Raw genomic sequence first — 14,928 nt, 5'->3', positions numbered from 1 at the left:
GGTTAAAAAAAGCCAACTAACAAAAAATCCATAAAGCATTTTTTTGTTAGTTGGCTTTTATTATTTTAGCATACTTAGAACAAATAAAACATGCAATCTCTAGAAAAATACATGCTTCCATGCCTAAATAAAAAACTATTTGGTGTAGAATGTATGGGCTGCGGTATACAGCGCTCTATTTCATTAATTTTTCAGGGTGACTTTATTGCTGCTTTTAAAATGTATCCTGCTATATACCCTTTAATATTTCTTTTTATTTACATAGGAAGTAATATGGTCTTTAAATTTAAGCACTCAAATATTATCACAACAATTTTAGCTATAGCAACAATCGTGACTATTGTAACAAGCTATTTTATTAAAATAATTAATTAAAATTAACACATGGAACAAGAAAAACTGAACCCAACGCTAGTATATGTATTAGCAATTATCGGACTATTATGCTGCTGTATTGGAGGCTTCGGCTTTATATTGGCTGGTATTGCCTTTTTTATTGCAAATAGTAAATTAAATGCAGCAAAAGCAAACCCAGAGAAGTACGATCCTGCAAGCGTAAAAGCGATGAATACTGCAAAAATAGTAGCCTTGGTGATACTTATAATAAACGTACTATACCTAATATCTACTATTTACCAAATTGCTACGGTGGGTTGGGATCAAGTTATGATGCAATCTCAAGAGATTATGGAACAATACCAAAATCAATAATTATTATTGATTTATTACAAATAAAAAAGCGACCCATAGGTCGCTTTTTTTATTTCATTAATTACTAAAACAATTATTTTTCAAATTGAGATAGTGTTTTTGTTATAATTGAAACACAATCTAATAATTGTTCCTTCGTCATCACCAATGGTGGTGCAAAACGAATAATATTACCATGTGTTGGTTTGGCTAATAAACCATTATCGCGTAAAGCTATACATATATTCCAAGCCGTATCACTTTCTTCTGTATCGTTTATTAAAATAGCATTTAGAAGACCTTTTCCTCTAACACCATTTACTATAGAACTTGTTTCTATAAATTTAGACAATTCCGATCGAAACAATTCACCTAACTCAAAAGCATTATTAGCTAATTCTTCATCTTTAATAACATCTAAAGCTGCGATACCAACGGCCGCTGCAATTGGATTTCCTCCAAAAGTACTACCGTGATTCCCTGGCTTTATAACATTCATAATTTCGTTATTAGCTAAAACCGCAGATACAGGGTATGCACCTCCAGACAAGGCTTTTCCTAATATTAAAATATCAGCTTTTACTTCAGGAGTTCCAGAACAATGTTTATCTGCACAACTGCAGTTCCCACAAGTTGCTAATAAACGCCCTGTTCTTGCAATACCTGTTTGCACTTCATCTGCAATAAATAAAACATTGTGCTTTTCACAAAGTGCTTTTGCTGAAGCTAAATAACCTTCGCTTGGCACATAAACTCCTGCTTCACCTTGAATTGGTTCTACAAGAAAACCAGCGACGTTTTTATTATTTACTAAAACATCTTCTAGCGCTTTTAGGTTATCGTATTCAATTTTAATGAATCCTTTCGTATAAGGGCCAAAGTTCTTTCTAGCTACAGGATCGTTACTAAAAGAAATAATGGTTGTGGTACGCCCATGAAAATTATTTTCACAAACTACAATTTCAGCTTCATTCTCATCAATACCTTTTACTTCGTAAGCCCACTTTCTACATAGTTTCAAAGCTGTTTCTACAGCTTCTGCACCCGTATTCATTGGTAATAACTTATCGTAATTAAAGGTTTCAGTAGCGTATTTTTCAAACTTACCAAGCACATCATTATAAAATGCTCTAGAGGTTAAGGTTAATGTTTGCGCTTGCTCTGTCATGGCTCCAACAATTTTTGGATGACAATGCCCTTGGTTTACTGCTGAGTAGGCCGACAAGAAATCGTAATATTTCTTACCCTCTACATCCCATAAATACACACCTTCTCCTCTACTCAATACTACTGGTAGTGGATGGTAATTGTGTGCACCATACTTGTTTTCTAAATCTATCGCTTGTTGCGAAGTTAATTGGTCTAAAACAGCCATTTTAAAAAAATTTAAACGTTTATATCCAAAAAAATGGATATTATAAAATAACCATTCCTTCTCTACCTTTATCCTTTCGAAGTTTCGAAAATTCAGCGTGGGAGAGAAATCATCCCTAGGAATGCCAAATTTATGAAATATTCAATTAAAATGTGTCTTTTTAATATTTAATGTGTCCAAGTAGTAACTATTACTTAATCAATAACAAAAAATTATGGACTATTTAACAAATGTATTAGAACAACTTTCACAATCTATTGGTGGAAATTTATCAAGTGCTTTAAGCGCTTTAATTATCATCATTATAGGTTGGTTTATTGCCGGATTACTAAAACGAGTTATTTTTAAATTACTTAGCAAAACGGGAATCGACAATAAAATGAAAAATTCCAAAATTGGAATTTCAGGCTTTATAAGCAAACTGGTTTACTTTTTAGTAATGATTTTTGTTTTCACTTTGGCTTTAGAAAAATTAGGAATGAGTAGTGTACTCGACCCTTTAAAAAATATGCTAGACGAATTCACTGGGTTTATTCCAAATATTATTGGTGCTGGTTTAGTTTGCTATATTGGTTACATGCTAGCAACTATAGTATCTGAATTAGTTGAACTTTCTGGAGATTCTATTCAAAAACTAACTCCAAAATTAAAATTACCAGAAAATATTGATATTGTTAACGTGATTAAAAAAATTGTGTTCATCTTTATTTTTATTCCGTTATTAATTTCAGCATTTAATATCCTTAATATGGATGCCATCTCGGAACCTGCAACAACGATGTTAAAGGATTTCTTTAGTGCTATTCCAAAAGTAATTTTAGCTGCAATTATTATTATCTTATTTGTAGTTGGTGGTCGTTTTTTAAGTGAACTTATAAAAGACCTACTTAACAGTATGAATTTGAACAACTTTTTCAACAAAGCTGGTTTAGGTGCCGTTACAGGAAACACTAACCTAGTAGCCATTATTGGGAACTTAGTGTATTACTTTATTATTTTATTTGGACTTACAACCGCTGTAGACAAATTAGAATTTGGCTATTTAACCGATATTTTATATACCATTACAAACTACTCTGGTAAAATAATTTTCGGACTTATTATTTTAGCCATTGGAAACTGGATAGCTTCTGTTGCTGCCAATAACTTTGCGAAAAATGATGATAATGCTTTTGTTGCATCTATCATTAGAATTGCCATTATTGCCATTTTCTTAGCCATCGGATTAAGAACTATGGGACTTGCTGATGAAATTATCAATCTTGCCTTCGGTATTTCTTTAGGTACAGTTGCACTAACTATCATACTATCTTTCGGACTTGGTGGACGTGAAGCTGCAGGAAAACAAATGGATAAAATACTTAACAAATTCAATAAAAAATAGTTTATCGCCCTCAAAAAATTAAAAGCTGTTCAGTAATTTACCGAGCAGCTTTTTTTTATGTAGAATATTTTCTTATTTCATTCTAAAAAATTAGAGATTATTAAGCTTCTCCTCGCCTTCTTCACCTAAAAACCATCTTATATTCTAGTTGAAATTAAAATTCCATTAAAGTAATTGAAAATAATATGAAATTTATTTCTGGCTATTAGTATTTTTGCAGCATGTCTAGAAGAAAAACAAGAAAACAAGTTTTTGAAAACGTTGAAGTAATTGATGCCGGAGCTAAAGGAAAAACCATAGCCAAAGCACCCGACGGAAAAGTTATTTTTTTACCTAATGCTGTACCTGGCGATGTGGTAGATGTGCAAACCTTTAAAAAGCGTAAAGCGTATTATGAAGGTAAAGCTACGGTATTTCATAAACTATCGGATAAAAGAACCACGCCTGCTTGCGAGCATTTTGGCACTTGCGGTGGTTGTAAATGGCAAGATATGGCTTACGAGCATCAGCTGTTTTACAAACAAAAAGAAGTTACAAATAATTTAACCCGTATTGGGCATATAGAATTACCAGAAGTTACTCCGATTTTTGGTGCTGAAAATCAGTATTTCTATAGAAATAAAATGGAATTCTCATTTAGTGATAGCCGATGGTTAACTCTAGAAGAAGTGCAGTCGGATGAAGATTTAGGAGATCGAAATGCTTTAGGATTTCATATTCCTGGTATGTGGGACAAAATTTTAGATGTTAAAAAATGTCACTTACAAGCCGATCCTTCTAACGCCATTAGAAATGCCGTTAAAGCATTCGCGCTTGAGAATGATTTAGAATTCTTTAATACAAGAAACCAAACTGGATTATTACGTACCATGATGATTAGAACATCTAGTACTGGTAATATTATGGTAATGATTCAATTCTTTAAAGAAGATAAAGAGAAACGTGAACTAATATTAGATTATTTAGGTGAAACGTTCCCGGAAATTACATCTTTACAATATGTTATTAACGGTAAGGCAAATGATACTATTTACGATCAGGAAGTGATTTGCTACAAAGGCAACGATCATATCTTTGAAGAAATGGAAGGCTTAAAATTTAAAATTAATGCCAAATCATTTTACCAAACCAACTCCGAGCAAGCTTACGAGCTTTATAAAATCACTAGAGATTTTGCAGGACTAACTGGTAATGAGCTTGTTTACGATTTATATACCGGAACCGGAACCATTGCTCAGTTTGTTGCCAAGCAAGCTAAAAAAGTAGTTGGTGTAGAAGCTGTGCCAGATGCAATTACCGCAGCAAAAGAAAATGCACAATTTAATAACATAAACAACGTTGAATTCTTTGTAGGCGACATGAAAAATGTTTTTAATGCCGATTTTATTGAAGCCAACGGTACACCAGATATTATAATTACCGATCCACCTCGTGATGGTATGCATAAAGATGTAGTACAACAAATATTAAATATTGCTCCGGCAAAAGTAGTTTATGTAAGCTGTAACAGTGCTACACAGGCTAGAGATTTAGCCTTAATGGACGAGCAATACAAGGTAGTTAAAACACAAGCTGTAGATATGTTTCCACAAACATTTCACGTGGAAAACGTAGTGCTTTTAGAAAAACGATAATTTAGAATTTAAGCGTTCGTTTTTCTTTTAATTTTAGGAATACATTGTAATAAAGTATGAAATATTTTAAAATTCTTTTTATCCCCATAATGATATTAATTGTGGGGATAACTATAAGTTGTGAACGTGATGATATTTGTCCGGCTATTACACCTACAACACCTAATTTAATTATCGATCTTTTAGATTATACCGACGAAGATAGCAGTAAAAATGTTTTTAAATTAGTAGTAATTGGTGTTGATAATGATGAAGTTTTATCGGGGTATGAAATAGTAACAAGCAACCAATTGGTACTTCCGTTAAAAACTACCGATAATACAACACAGTATGCGCTTATTAACAATTATGTTCTAGACGATAATGATACCCCAGATGATGATACAGACGATTTTCTCTCCGATGAATCAAACATAGATATTATTACCATAAACTATAGCCGTACCGAAGTTTTTGTATCGCGAGCTTGTGGTTACAAAACTATTTATGAAAACGTAACGGTACAAATAGAAAGTGATGAAGATAATTGGATAGAATCCATACAACCCCTAAATTCAAATCAATCTGTAGAAGATGAAACAGAAACACACTTTAACTTATTTCATTAATAGCGTAATGCTATTAATATTTTGTGTGTCTGTAAATGCACAAAACGATAGTATCCCGGAAACAGTTACCGACTCTACTAAAATCAAACAAAAATACGGTATTCGTATAGGTGGAGATATTAGTAAACTAGCACGTTCTTTTGCTGAAGATAACTATAGTGGCTTTGAAATAGTGGCCGACTATAGACTAAAAAAAGATCTTTATGCTGCAGCTGAAATTGGATTTGATAACAAAAACACAATAACAGATTATTTAGATATTACCTCCAAAGGAAGTTATATTAAAGCAGGTTTCGATTACAATATGTACGATAACTGGCTAGATATGGATAATATGGTTTACACAGGGTTTCGTTTAGGCTTTAGCTCCTTTAGTCAAGAACTTAACAGCTACACCATATATAACACCAACCAATATTGGCTGCCACAATATTCATCTAGCGATTTACAAGAGTTTAACGATTTAACTGCTGTTTGGGCAGAAGTCCTTTTAGGTATGAAAATTGAACTATTCAATAATTTATATGCTGGCGTAAACGTGCAACTAAAATTTTTAGTAACAGAAACAGAACCAGACAATTTTCAAAATGTTTACATTCCTGGTTTCAACAAAACATACGATAGCAATAGTATTGGCGTAGGTTTTGGCTATACATTATCTTACCGCATTCCACTTTACAAAAAAGACAACTAGTATATTTTTAACGCGTTTAATACCACTAGAATGAAACGTTCCTTTTACTTTATATTCACCATAGGTTTTTTAATGCTTTGGAGCTCTTGTCGTAAAGATTTTGAGTTTTCTCCAAGCACGGGGAGTCTAACATTTTCGAGAGATACGGTATACTTAGATACTGTTTTTTCAAAAATTGGTTCTAGTACATATAATTTAAAAGTTTATAATAAAAGTGATAGAGATATATCTATTCCTTCGGTAAAATTAACTTTAGGTGAAACTTCTAATTACCGCTTAAGCGTAGATGGTATTGCTGGTAAATCTTTCGAAAACGTTGAGCTATTGGCAAAAGACAGTCTTTATATTTTTATAGAAACTACCGTTGATATTGAAAATGAAGCTGCAACATCAGGCCAATTTTTATACACCGATGCTATAGAGTTTGATAGCGGTACAAAACAACAAAAAGTAGAATTGGTTACCCTTATTCAAGATGCCATTTTTATATATCCTAATCGTGATAATACCACAAAAGTAGTTGAAACATTAAGTCTTAACATTGATGGAGAAACTGTAGAAACCGATTTACAAGGTCGAGAATTATTACCAAACGAACTTAATTTCACAAACGATAAGCCTTACGTTATCTATGGTTTTGCTGCCGTACCAAACAATGAAACCTTAACTATAGATGCCGGTGCGCGTATATATTTTCATTCGGAATCAGGACTATTAGTAACTAACGGAGCTTCTTTAAAAGTGAATGGAGCTTTAAGTAACGACAAAGAAACATTAGAAAATCAAGTTATTTTTGAAGGCGACCGATTGGAACCTGACTTTTCTGAAACTCCAGGGCAATGGGGAACCATTTGGCTTTTTGATGGTAGTATAGACAATATTATCAATTACGCCACTATTAAAAATGCCAACGTTGGTATTTTATGCGATGGAGACCCAAACGCTACAAACCACAAATTAAACATAACAAACTCTCAAATTTATAATTCAGGTAGTTTTGGTATTATGGGCAGAAACACCTCTATTGCTGGAGAAAATGTTGTAATTAATAATGCCGGACAATCTTCTTTTGCTGGAACTATTGGTGGCAGATACAATTTTACACATGCTACTATTGTAAATTATTGGGATAACGGCTTTAGACAATTACCTTCTGTGCTTTTAAATAATTTTGTTTTAGATGAAGATAACAATGCTACCCTAGCCGATTTAGGTGAAGCAAATTTTAACAACTGTATTATTTACGGCAATGATAATCCTGAATTTTTATTAGAACAAATAGAAGACGAAACCGTTGCATTCAACTTTAAATTCACCAATTGTTTATTGCGTTTTCAAGATGATAGCAACTTCTTCTCAGATGAAGTATACAACCTAACGGATACTAATCACTTTGAAAATAACATCTTTAATAAAACACCCGATTTTAAAGATACCGATTTAAATGAATTTATAATTGGAGCCAATTCCGAAGCTATAAACCAAGCTAATACCACGTTTGCGGCACAAGTACCAACCGATATTTTAGGAGTAAACAGAACTACCTCTGCAGATATTGGAGCATACCAGCATATTACATTTCCTGAGGAAGAATAAGAACTTCATTGTTTTTAATAGTTATTCAAATGTTTTTTATAATTTAAAACACATAACAAAACTCAACTCTATTCAATTAAATATATGAGCATATTCTCTTATCACCTTGTTAGAATACCATTTACATTGGCGATAAAAGGCTTGCTCTCAGCCCCTATTAAAAGAAACACTAAAGGACTAATTCATTCTGAATACATGACAGCAATGACATTAGGCTCTCCAATTATTTCTACTTCCAGATTTCTTATAAAACAGGTCGCTATTTTTGCACAATGGGAAAACGAAGAAGCTCTTGAAGATTATTTAAAAAAAGAAAAACTTGGTAAACTCCTGGCTAAAGGTTGGCACGTTCGGTTAGAGTTTATGAGGGAATGGGGAAAGATAAGCGGATTCAAAATCCCTGAACGGAAAGCAACATTAGAAAGCGAGCTATCTCCTGTTGTGGCCGTTACAATTGCTAGAATGAAACCCTTAGCAATTCCAAGATTTTTGCATTGGGGAAGACCTGTTGAAAAATTAGTTCGTGACCACGAAGGTACTTTACTCTCATTAGCCTCAGTAAGGTTTCCTAATACAGTTTCTACCTTTTCTATTTGGAAAACAGAAGAGGAAATGACCAATATGGTTCACGGCCATAGTGCCATGCCTAAACCAAAAAGACATTCAGACGCCATGAAAGAGCGGGAACGAAAAGATTTTCATTTTGAATTTACAACTTTACGTTTTAAACCTATTTCTGAATTTGGCTCTTGGAAAAACAAAGAGAATTATATTCCTAATTTTAAAAAGAATTAAATGGGAATTGCTATTTTAAAACAAAACTTTCAAGATGTAATTACCCAACAATGGGTCATATTATTTGGAAAAAAAATCACCAAGAATCAATATGAATGGCTTTTGGGTCCTTTTGGAACCACAAAAGGCATTGGTGTAAAATTTATTAAGCAACTAGCTAAAAACGAGCAACTAACAATAGATGAGAAAGAAAATGATAAAGGAATATTATCATCTATAAATCAGCTAAATTTATCTAGTGAAGCACAACATAAATTATCTAAAAACGTCATTGATTTCTACGAAAATACAAGTAATTACGATTTCGATTTAAAAGTAAAGTGGAATCCTTTTTTTAAAGTATTCGGTATCTTATTAAGATTATTATTTAGTAATCGTATTGAACAGCTAAACGTTCCTATTGAGAACATCGAGGATTCAAAATCATTAAAAAGTGATATAATTCATTTGTTAGATGCTAAAACAAAAAAAGTTAAACGCACTATATGGCTTAGAACTTTTAAAACATCAGGAGAAGTAGTGTATTCAGGTGTTTATGAAACTTGCGTAATACCATCAGGACAAACGTGTATTAAAGCCATATTTCCTTTACCAAACGGGAACGCTACAGTCATTTTAAGTCCAAGTGTTGGAGAAAACGGCGAACTCATTTTAACATCCTCAGGAAAGAAAATTGGTGATAGTGGTTTTTACTTTTTGCTAAACGACTCCAAAGGAAACTTATGGACTAAATTCATCAAATCATTTAAAGACGAGCTCGTAGTTGGTTCTAGAAATGAAAACATTACGGCTCTACAAACCTTAACGTTATGGAATTTAAGAGTGCTACAATTTCAATATACAATAAATAAAAAAACGTCTGAAATATAATTTCAGACGTTTTTTTTATGTTTTTTAATTTAAGAGTGTTTCAAACTCCAGATTGTTATATTTCACAACTTTAAGCGCTTTAGAATAGTTGAGAAGAAAATTAATAGTCTCCTCCTTGGGCTCAAGTTTTTCTGGGTTTCCAATAGATTTCTTAGAGTAAATTTTTTCCATTTCTTTCAAATTAAAGTTAATTTAAATAGTAAACGCAGCAAAATTCACTTTATTGTATTTAGTAAAACTAATCGGTTAAAACAATGTTATGCTTCTCAATTATTTTACGTAGGTTTATTAAAGCATAGCGCATTCTTCCTAAAGCTGTATTGATGCTAACGCCTGTTCTTTCAGATATTTCTTTAAAACTCATATCATTATAAATACGCATTAAAAGCACATCACGTTGATCTTCCGGAAGCTCATCCACCAAACGGCGCACATCGTTCTCAACCTGTTCCTTAATAATTACTTTTTCAGCATTTAAACTGCTATCACTAAGCACCGAAAAAATACTAAATTCACCTGTGTTATCAAATTTAGGCATACGGCTGTTCTTTCTAAAAAAGTCGATTACCAAGTTATGCGCAATACGCATTACCCAAGGTAAAAATTTGCCTTCTTCATTGTAAGCTCCTCGTTTTAAGGTTTTAATAACCTTAATAAAAGTATCCTGAAAAATATCGTCGGCAACATCGCCATCATATACTTTCGAATAAATAAAACTGTAAATTCTTTGCTTGTGCCTTTTTATAAGTACTTCTAAAGCACATTCATCGCCTTTAATGTAGTTACTAACTAAAATAGCATCTGTAGTAGGTTCGTGTTTCATAATCATTACTTTATGGTAAAGAAAAACTGGGTTTTCTCAAAAATTAAAATTTTTAAAGTAATGTTATGCGATAGGCAGGTGTTGATTTATAATTAATTAGCTGATTCAAAGATAACAAGAATCGTTCCTAAAAAACAAAAATTAATTATTTTTTTTTAACATTTCTTTACTAGCCATTCTATTTTTTATGCTCACAGACTTATATTATCTTTGTGAAATTTGCATACAAAAGCCTATGACTACTAATCTTTCCGAAGTTGATCCAAAACAAAACATCATTATAAAAGGTGCCAAATTACACAACCTAAAAAATATCGATGTTGTTATACCAAGAAACAAATTGGTGGTTATTACAGGTCTTTCGGGCTCTGGAAAATCGAGTTTAGCCTTCGATACGCTTTACGCGGAAGGCCAACGTCGCTATGTAGAAAGTTTATCTAGTTATGCGCGCCAGTTTTTAGGGCGTCTAAACAAACCAAAAGTAGACTATATAAAAGGTATTGCGCCAGCCATAGCCATCGAGCAAAAGGTAAACTCTACCAACCCAAGATCTACAGTAGGTACTACAACCGAAATTTACGATTATCTCAAATTATTATTTGCCAGAATAGGTAAAACAATATCACCAGTTTCTGGAGATGAAGTTAAAAAAGATACGGTTACCGATGTTTTAAATTACTTAAAAACATTTCCTGAACGCGAAAAAATGCTACTCCTCGCTCCTATTCATTTAGAAGAAGGACGAACTATAGAAGATAAATTAAAGGCTCTAAATCAACAAGGTTACGCTAGAATAAAAATTAATGAAGACGTTGTTAGAATAGACGACGCTACAAAAATTGGTAAAAAAGACAAAATTTTATTAGTTGTAGATCGTATTATTACTAAGCACGAAGAAGATTTTTACAACCGCTTAGCCGATGCCATACAAACTGCATTTTTTGAAGGTAAAGGCGAATGTACCATCGAAACTTTAAAGGATAATAAACAACGTACGTTTAGCAATAAATTTGAGTTAGACGGCTTAAACTTCTTAGAACCTAATGTGCATTTATTCAGTTTTAACAATCCTTACGGCGCCTGTCCAACATGCGAAGGTTATGGAGATATTGTTGGTATTGACGAAGATTTAGTTATCCCAAACACCGCTTTATCGGTTTACGAAAGCACCATTTTCCCTTGGCGTGGTGAGTCTATGAGTTGGTATAAAGACCAATTGGTAAACAACTCGCATAAATTTGATTTTCCAATACATAAACCTTATTTCGAACTTACCGAAAAACAGCAACAACTCATTTGGGAAGGCAATAAACATTTCGAAGGTTTAAACAGCTTTTTTGCAGAGTTAGAATCTAAAGCATATAAAATTCAAAACCGCGTGATGTTATCCCGCTACCGGGGAAAAACCAAATGTAAAACCTGTAATGGCAAACGTTTACGCGTAGAAGCTAACTATGTAAAAGTAGGCAGCGCTAGCATTTCCGATTTAGTAGAGAAACCCTTAGATCAATTAGCCGAGTTTTTCAATAACCTAGAATTAAACGAGCACGACAACACGATTGCCAAACGTTTATTAAAAGAAATTAATAACCGTTTAGAGTTTTTGGCCAATGTTGGTCTCGATTACTTAACCATAAATAGAAAATCGAACACACTTTCCGGAGGGGAAAGTCAGCGTATAAATTTAGCAACCTCTTTAGGTAGTAGTTTGGTGGGATCTATGTATATTTTAGATGAGCCTAGCATAGGCTTGCACCCAAAAGATACCGAACGTTTAATAATGGTTTTAAAGTCCCTACGCGATTTAGGTAATACCGTAATTGTTGTAGAGCACGACGAAGATATCATGAAGGCCGCCGATAGCATTATCGATATTGGTCCTGAGGCAGGAACTTTTGGCGGACACGTTGTTGCGCAAGGTGATTACGATGCTATTTTGGCTTCCGACTCGTTAACAGCTCAATACTTAAACGAGACTTTAAAAATTGAAGTTCCTAAAAAACGTCGTCAATCTAAATACTACGTCGATATAAAAGGAGCTCGCGAAAATAACCTTAAAAACATAGATGTTCGCTTTCCATTAGGTATGTTAACTGTAGTTACAGGTGTTTCTGGTAGCGGAAAAAGTACGCTCGTTAAAAAAATATTACACCCAGCTTTACAGAAAAAGCTAACCGATTTTGGTGACAAACCCGGACAATTTTCTAGTTTAGAAGGCAATTTTGCAAACATAAAACAAATTGAATTTGTAGATCAAAACCCTATTGGGCGTTCATCTCGATCCAATCCGGTTACTTATATAAAAGCTTACGATGATATTCGTGCCTTATTTTCGAAGCAGAAATTAAGTGTTATTAGAAACTATCAAGCCAAACACTTTTCGTTTAATGTAGATGGTGGACGTTGCGAAACCTGTAAAGGTGAAGGCGAAGTGACTATAGAAATGCAATTTATGGCCGATGTGCACCTAGAGTGCGAAACCTGTAAAGGCAAACGCTTTAAAAAAGAAGTGCTCGAAGTTACCTTTGCAGATAAAAATATAGACGATATTTTAAACCTAACTATTGACGATGCCGTGGCTTTTTTCGAGGCTAACGATCAGGCTAAAATTAAGAACAAACTCCAACCGCTGCAAGATGTAGGTTTGGGCTATGTAACCCTTGGGCAAAGCTCCTCTACCCTTTCTGGTGGCGAGGCCCAGCGTATTAAACTAGCGTCATTTTTGGGTAAAGGCAACAAAAAAGAAAAGGCACTCTTTATTTTCGATGAACCTACAACGGGACTGCATTTTCACGATATTCAAAAACTATTAAAATCTTTTAATGCTTTAATTGAAAACGGACATTCTATTATTGTTGTCGAACATAATATAGAGCTTATTAAGTGTGCCGATTTTATTATCGATTTAGGACCTAAGGGTGGTGAAACCGGTGGAAACCTTGTTGCTGTAGGAACTCCCGAAGAAATTGTAAAAATTAAAACTTCGGAAATTGGAAAATATTTAGCTGAGAAAATTTAGATTTATTTTTAGGGCGTTACCCGAAAAGGGTCGAGCTATCACTACTCAATCTTTTTGTTTTTTTAAGGAAAACAAAAAGGATTTCAAACATGCCGTTCTATCCCTAACGCGGTGAAGTGAACCATTTTTTAAGTAGGCAATTTTCAGTCGCGGTATTCAGTACTCATTTAGATAACTGAATACACTGTATCAAAAACAAAACAATACTTTTCCAAAACAAGAAGCACAGCTATACGAACTATCGCTGCAAACTATGCGCAAGGGATTGCAGAGTAAAGCCCACAGCCTGACGAAGGAAGTGCGAGGACTTGCAACGAAAAGCCCGACCCATTTCGGGTTGCGCCAAAATAATTTATATATACAGAATGAATTACTATAGCTGAGTTACAAAAAATGTATATCAGGTATAATTATTACTAATATCCACCACGAATTTCTTGATGAATTTGTGTTTTGTATAAATCGATTAACGCCTCCTGAACCTCTTGTGACAATGCTTCTAAAGTTGAAGCTTCCGCATTAGAAATAACATGTTTTGGCGAGCTCGCGCCCGGAATAATAGTACTCACCGCCTCATGATCGAGCAACCAACGCAAGGCCAATTGCACCATGGATAGGTGGCTTGGTAGAATATCTTTTTTTATAGTTTCTACAAATTCTATACCTTTTTGAAATGGCAGACCTGCAAAGGTTTCGCCCACGTTAAAGGCTTCTCCGTTTTTATTGTAATTACGATGGTCGTTTTCTGGAAAAACCGTGTCTTTTGTGAATTTACCCGATAATAATCCGCTTGCCAAAGGTAAACGTACAATAATACCAACACCTTTAACCTGAGCTTGTGGCAACAAATCTGTAACCAGTTTTTGTCTGAATATATTGAATATTACTTGTAGTGAAAGTAAGCCTTCTTGCTTAAGGCAAATTAAACCTTCTTCCACGGTTTCTACGCTAGTACCAAAATGTTTTATAAGTCCTTCTGCTTTTAATTCGCGTAACCAATCAAAAACATCACCGTCTTTTAAATATTGAATTGGGATGCAATGGAGTTGTAGTAAATCTAAAGATTCGACACCTAAACGTGCTATAGAAGCTTCTACACTTTGGCGTAAAATGGCTTTGGTATATTTATTTGGGTATGCATTGTCTGCGCGACCAAATTTAGTTGCTACACGTATTGGTGTTTGGGTGGTTTTTAGAAATTCGCCAATTAAGGTTTCACTTTTTCCGTTACCATAAACATCTGCGGTATCAAAAAAGGTGATGCCGCTTTTTACGGCTTCATTTAAAATCTCGAAGCCAGCTTCTTGAGATAGTCCTTCTCCCCAATCTGCTCCTAATTGCCAACAGCCTAAACCAACTTCACTAACTCTAAATCCGTGTATTCCTAATTCTCTTTTTTGCATACCGTAAAGTTATACTTAAAAAGAGAACTGTTAAAAA

The 14,928-nt window shown here is 33.8% G+C and carries 13 protein-coding genes; 10 read left to right on the top strand and 3 right to left on the bottom strand.

Annotated features, from left to right (window positions below):
- Positions 1-90 precede the first annotated feature (90 nt).
- Positions 91-375 (top strand): DUF2752 domain-containing protein, encoded by a 285-nt coding sequence (locus DFQ06_RS01445; RefSeq protein WP_133965625.1) that lies wholly within the window; start codon positions 91-93, stop codon positions 373-375.
- Positions 376-384: 9 nt separating this feature from the next.
- A complete protein-coding gene (locus DFQ06_RS01440) occupies positions 385-711 on the top strand; it encodes a CCC motif membrane protein (protein WP_042503824.1) in 327 nt (108 codons plus the stop codon).
- Positions 712-784: 73 nt separating this feature from the next.
- On the opposite strand, the gene rocD is transcribed toward DFQ06_RS01440, so the two are convergent.
- The gene (gene rocD, locus DFQ06_RS01435) at positions 785-2,065 is read right to left on the bottom strand and encodes an ornithine--oxo-acid transaminase (protein ID WP_133965623.1); all 1,281 of its coding nucleotides are present in this window, start codon (positions 2,063-2,065) and stop codon (positions 785-787) included.
- A 214-nt stretch (positions 2,066-2,279) separates the two neighbouring features.
- Here rocD and DFQ06_RS01430 point away from each other — a divergent pair, with 214 nt between their 5' ends.
- The 7 genes from DFQ06_RS01430 (at position 2,280) to DFQ06_RS01400 (ending at position 9,646) form a co-directional block, all read left to right on the top strand.
- Positions 2,280-3,449 (top strand): mechanosensitive ion channel, encoded by a 1,170-nt coding sequence (locus tag DFQ06_RS01430; RefSeq protein ID WP_042503821.1) that lies wholly within the window; start codon positions 2,280-2,282, stop codon positions 3,447-3,449.
- A gap of 221 nt (positions 3,450-3,670) precedes the next feature.
- Positions 3,671-5,083, top strand: a complete 1,413-nt coding sequence (rlmD, locus tag DFQ06_RS01425) for a 23S rRNA (uracil(1939)-C(5))-methyltransferase RlmD (RefSeq protein ID WP_133965621.1) — start codon at positions 3,671-3,673, stop codon at positions 5,081-5,083.
- Between the two features lie 56 nt (positions 5,084-5,139).
- Positions 5,140-5,691 carry a DUF6452 family protein gene (locus DFQ06_RS01420; RefSeq protein ID WP_133965619.1) on the top strand — a complete coding sequence of 184 codons (552 nt, stop codon included), beginning with the start codon at positions 5,140-5,142 and terminating at the stop codon, positions 5,689-5,691.
- Positions 5,657-6,385 (top strand): DUF6048 family protein, encoded by a 729-nt coding sequence (locus DFQ06_RS01415; protein ID WP_042494735.1) that lies wholly within the window; start codon positions 5,657-5,659, stop codon positions 6,383-6,385. Before DFQ06_RS01420 ends, DFQ06_RS01415 begins: the two co-directional genes overlap by 35 nt.
- A 30-nt stretch (positions 6,386-6,415) precedes the next feature.
- A complete protein-coding gene (locus tag DFQ06_RS01410) occupies positions 6,416-7,981 on the top strand; it encodes a hypothetical protein (RefSeq protein WP_133965616.1) in 1,566 nt (521 codons plus the stop codon).
- 84 nt (positions 7,982-8,065) lie between these two features.
- Positions 8,066-8,776: a hypothetical protein gene (locus tag DFQ06_RS01405; protein WP_042503817.1), complete on the top strand. Its 711-nt coding sequence runs from the start codon at positions 8,066-8,068 to the stop codon at positions 8,774-8,776.
- Positions 8,777-9,646 (top strand): hypothetical protein, encoded by an 870-nt coding sequence (locus tag DFQ06_RS01400; RefSeq protein ID WP_133965614.1) that lies wholly within the window; start codon positions 8,777-8,779, stop codon positions 9,644-9,646.
- A 238-nt stretch (positions 9,647-9,884) separates the two neighbouring features.
- Here the strand turns inward: DFQ06_RS01400 and DFQ06_RS01395 are convergent, their stop codons facing one another.
- Positions 9,885-10,469 (bottom strand): RNA polymerase sigma factor, encoded by a 585-nt coding sequence (locus DFQ06_RS01395; RefSeq protein WP_133965612.1) that lies wholly within the window; start codon positions 10,467-10,469, stop codon positions 9,885-9,887.
- Positions 10,470-10,704: 235 nt separating this feature from the next.
- Between DFQ06_RS01395 and uvrA the strand changes: the two genes are divergently transcribed.
- The gene (gene uvrA / locus DFQ06_RS01390; RefSeq protein ID WP_133965610.1) at positions 10,705-13,488 is read left to right on the top strand and encodes an excinuclease ABC subunit UvrA; all 2,784 of its coding nucleotides are present in this window, start codon (positions 10,705-10,707) and stop codon (positions 13,486-13,488) included.
- 416 nt (positions 13,489-13,904) lie between these two features.
- Here uvrA and DFQ06_RS01385 read toward each other — a convergent pair whose 3' ends face one another.
- On the bottom strand, positions 13,905-14,891 hold the full coding sequence (locus tag DFQ06_RS01385) for an aldo/keto reductase (protein WP_133965608.1): 987 nt from the start codon (positions 14,889-14,891) through the stop codon (positions 13,905-13,907).
- Positions 14,892-14,928 lie beyond the last annotated feature (37 nt).

Source organism: Algibacter lectus (assembly GCF_004368925.1).
Classification (GTDB): domain Bacteria; phylum Bacteroidota; class Bacteroidia; order Flavobacteriales; family Flavobacteriaceae; genus Algibacter; species Algibacter lectus.
Note: the sequence above shows the minus strand (reverse complement) of the source record. Positions and strands in the feature narration are given on the sequence as shown.

What these genes read in the sequence shown, in the direction of transcription:
- DFQ06_RS01445 (WP_133965625.1), top strand. Translation starts at nt 91, where the DNA reads ATGCAATCTCTAGAAAAATACATGCTTCCATGCCTAAATAAAAAACTA.
- DFQ06_RS01440 (WP_042503824.1), top strand. Translation starts at nt 385, where the DNA reads ATGGAACAAGAAAAACTGAACCCAACGCTAGTATATGTATTAGCAATT.
- rocD (WP_133965623.1), bottom strand. Translation starts at nt 2,065, where the DNA reads ATGGCTGTTTTAGACCAATTAACTTCGCAACAAGCGATAGATTTAGAA.
- DFQ06_RS01430 (WP_042503821.1), top strand. Translation starts at nt 2,280, where the DNA reads ATGGACTATTTAACAAATGTATTAGAACAACTTTCACAATCTATTGGT.
- rlmD (WP_133965621.1), top strand. Translation starts at nt 3,671, where the DNA reads ATGTCTAGAAGAAAAACAAGAAAACAAGTTTTTGAAAACGTTGAAGTA.
- DFQ06_RS01420 (WP_133965619.1), top strand. Translation starts at nt 5,140, where the DNA reads ATGAAATATTTTAAAATTCTTTTTATCCCCATAATGATATTAATTGTG.
- DFQ06_RS01415 (WP_042494735.1), top strand. Translation starts at nt 5,657, where the DNA reads ATGAAACAGAAACACACTTTAACTTATTTCATTAATAGCGTAATGCTA.
- DFQ06_RS01410 (WP_133965616.1), top strand. Translation starts at nt 6,416, where the DNA reads ATGAAACGTTCCTTTTACTTTATATTCACCATAGGTTTTTTAATGCTT.
- DFQ06_RS01405 (WP_042503817.1), top strand. Translation starts at nt 8,066, where the DNA reads ATGAGCATATTCTCTTATCACCTTGTTAGAATACCATTTACATTGGCG.
- DFQ06_RS01400 (WP_133965614.1), top strand. Translation starts at nt 8,777, where the DNA reads ATGGGAATTGCTATTTTAAAACAAAACTTTCAAGATGTAATTACCCAA.
- DFQ06_RS01395 (WP_133965612.1), bottom strand. Translation starts at nt 10,469, where the DNA reads ATGAAACACGAACCTACTACAGATGCTATTTTAGTTAGTAACTACATT.
- uvrA (WP_133965610.1), top strand. Translation starts at nt 10,705, where the DNA reads ATGACTACTAATCTTTCCGAAGTTGATCCAAAACAAAACATCATTATA.
- DFQ06_RS01385 (WP_133965608.1), bottom strand. Translation starts at nt 14,891, where the DNA reads ATGCAAAAAAGAGAATTAGGAATACACGGATTTAGAGTTAGTGAAGTT.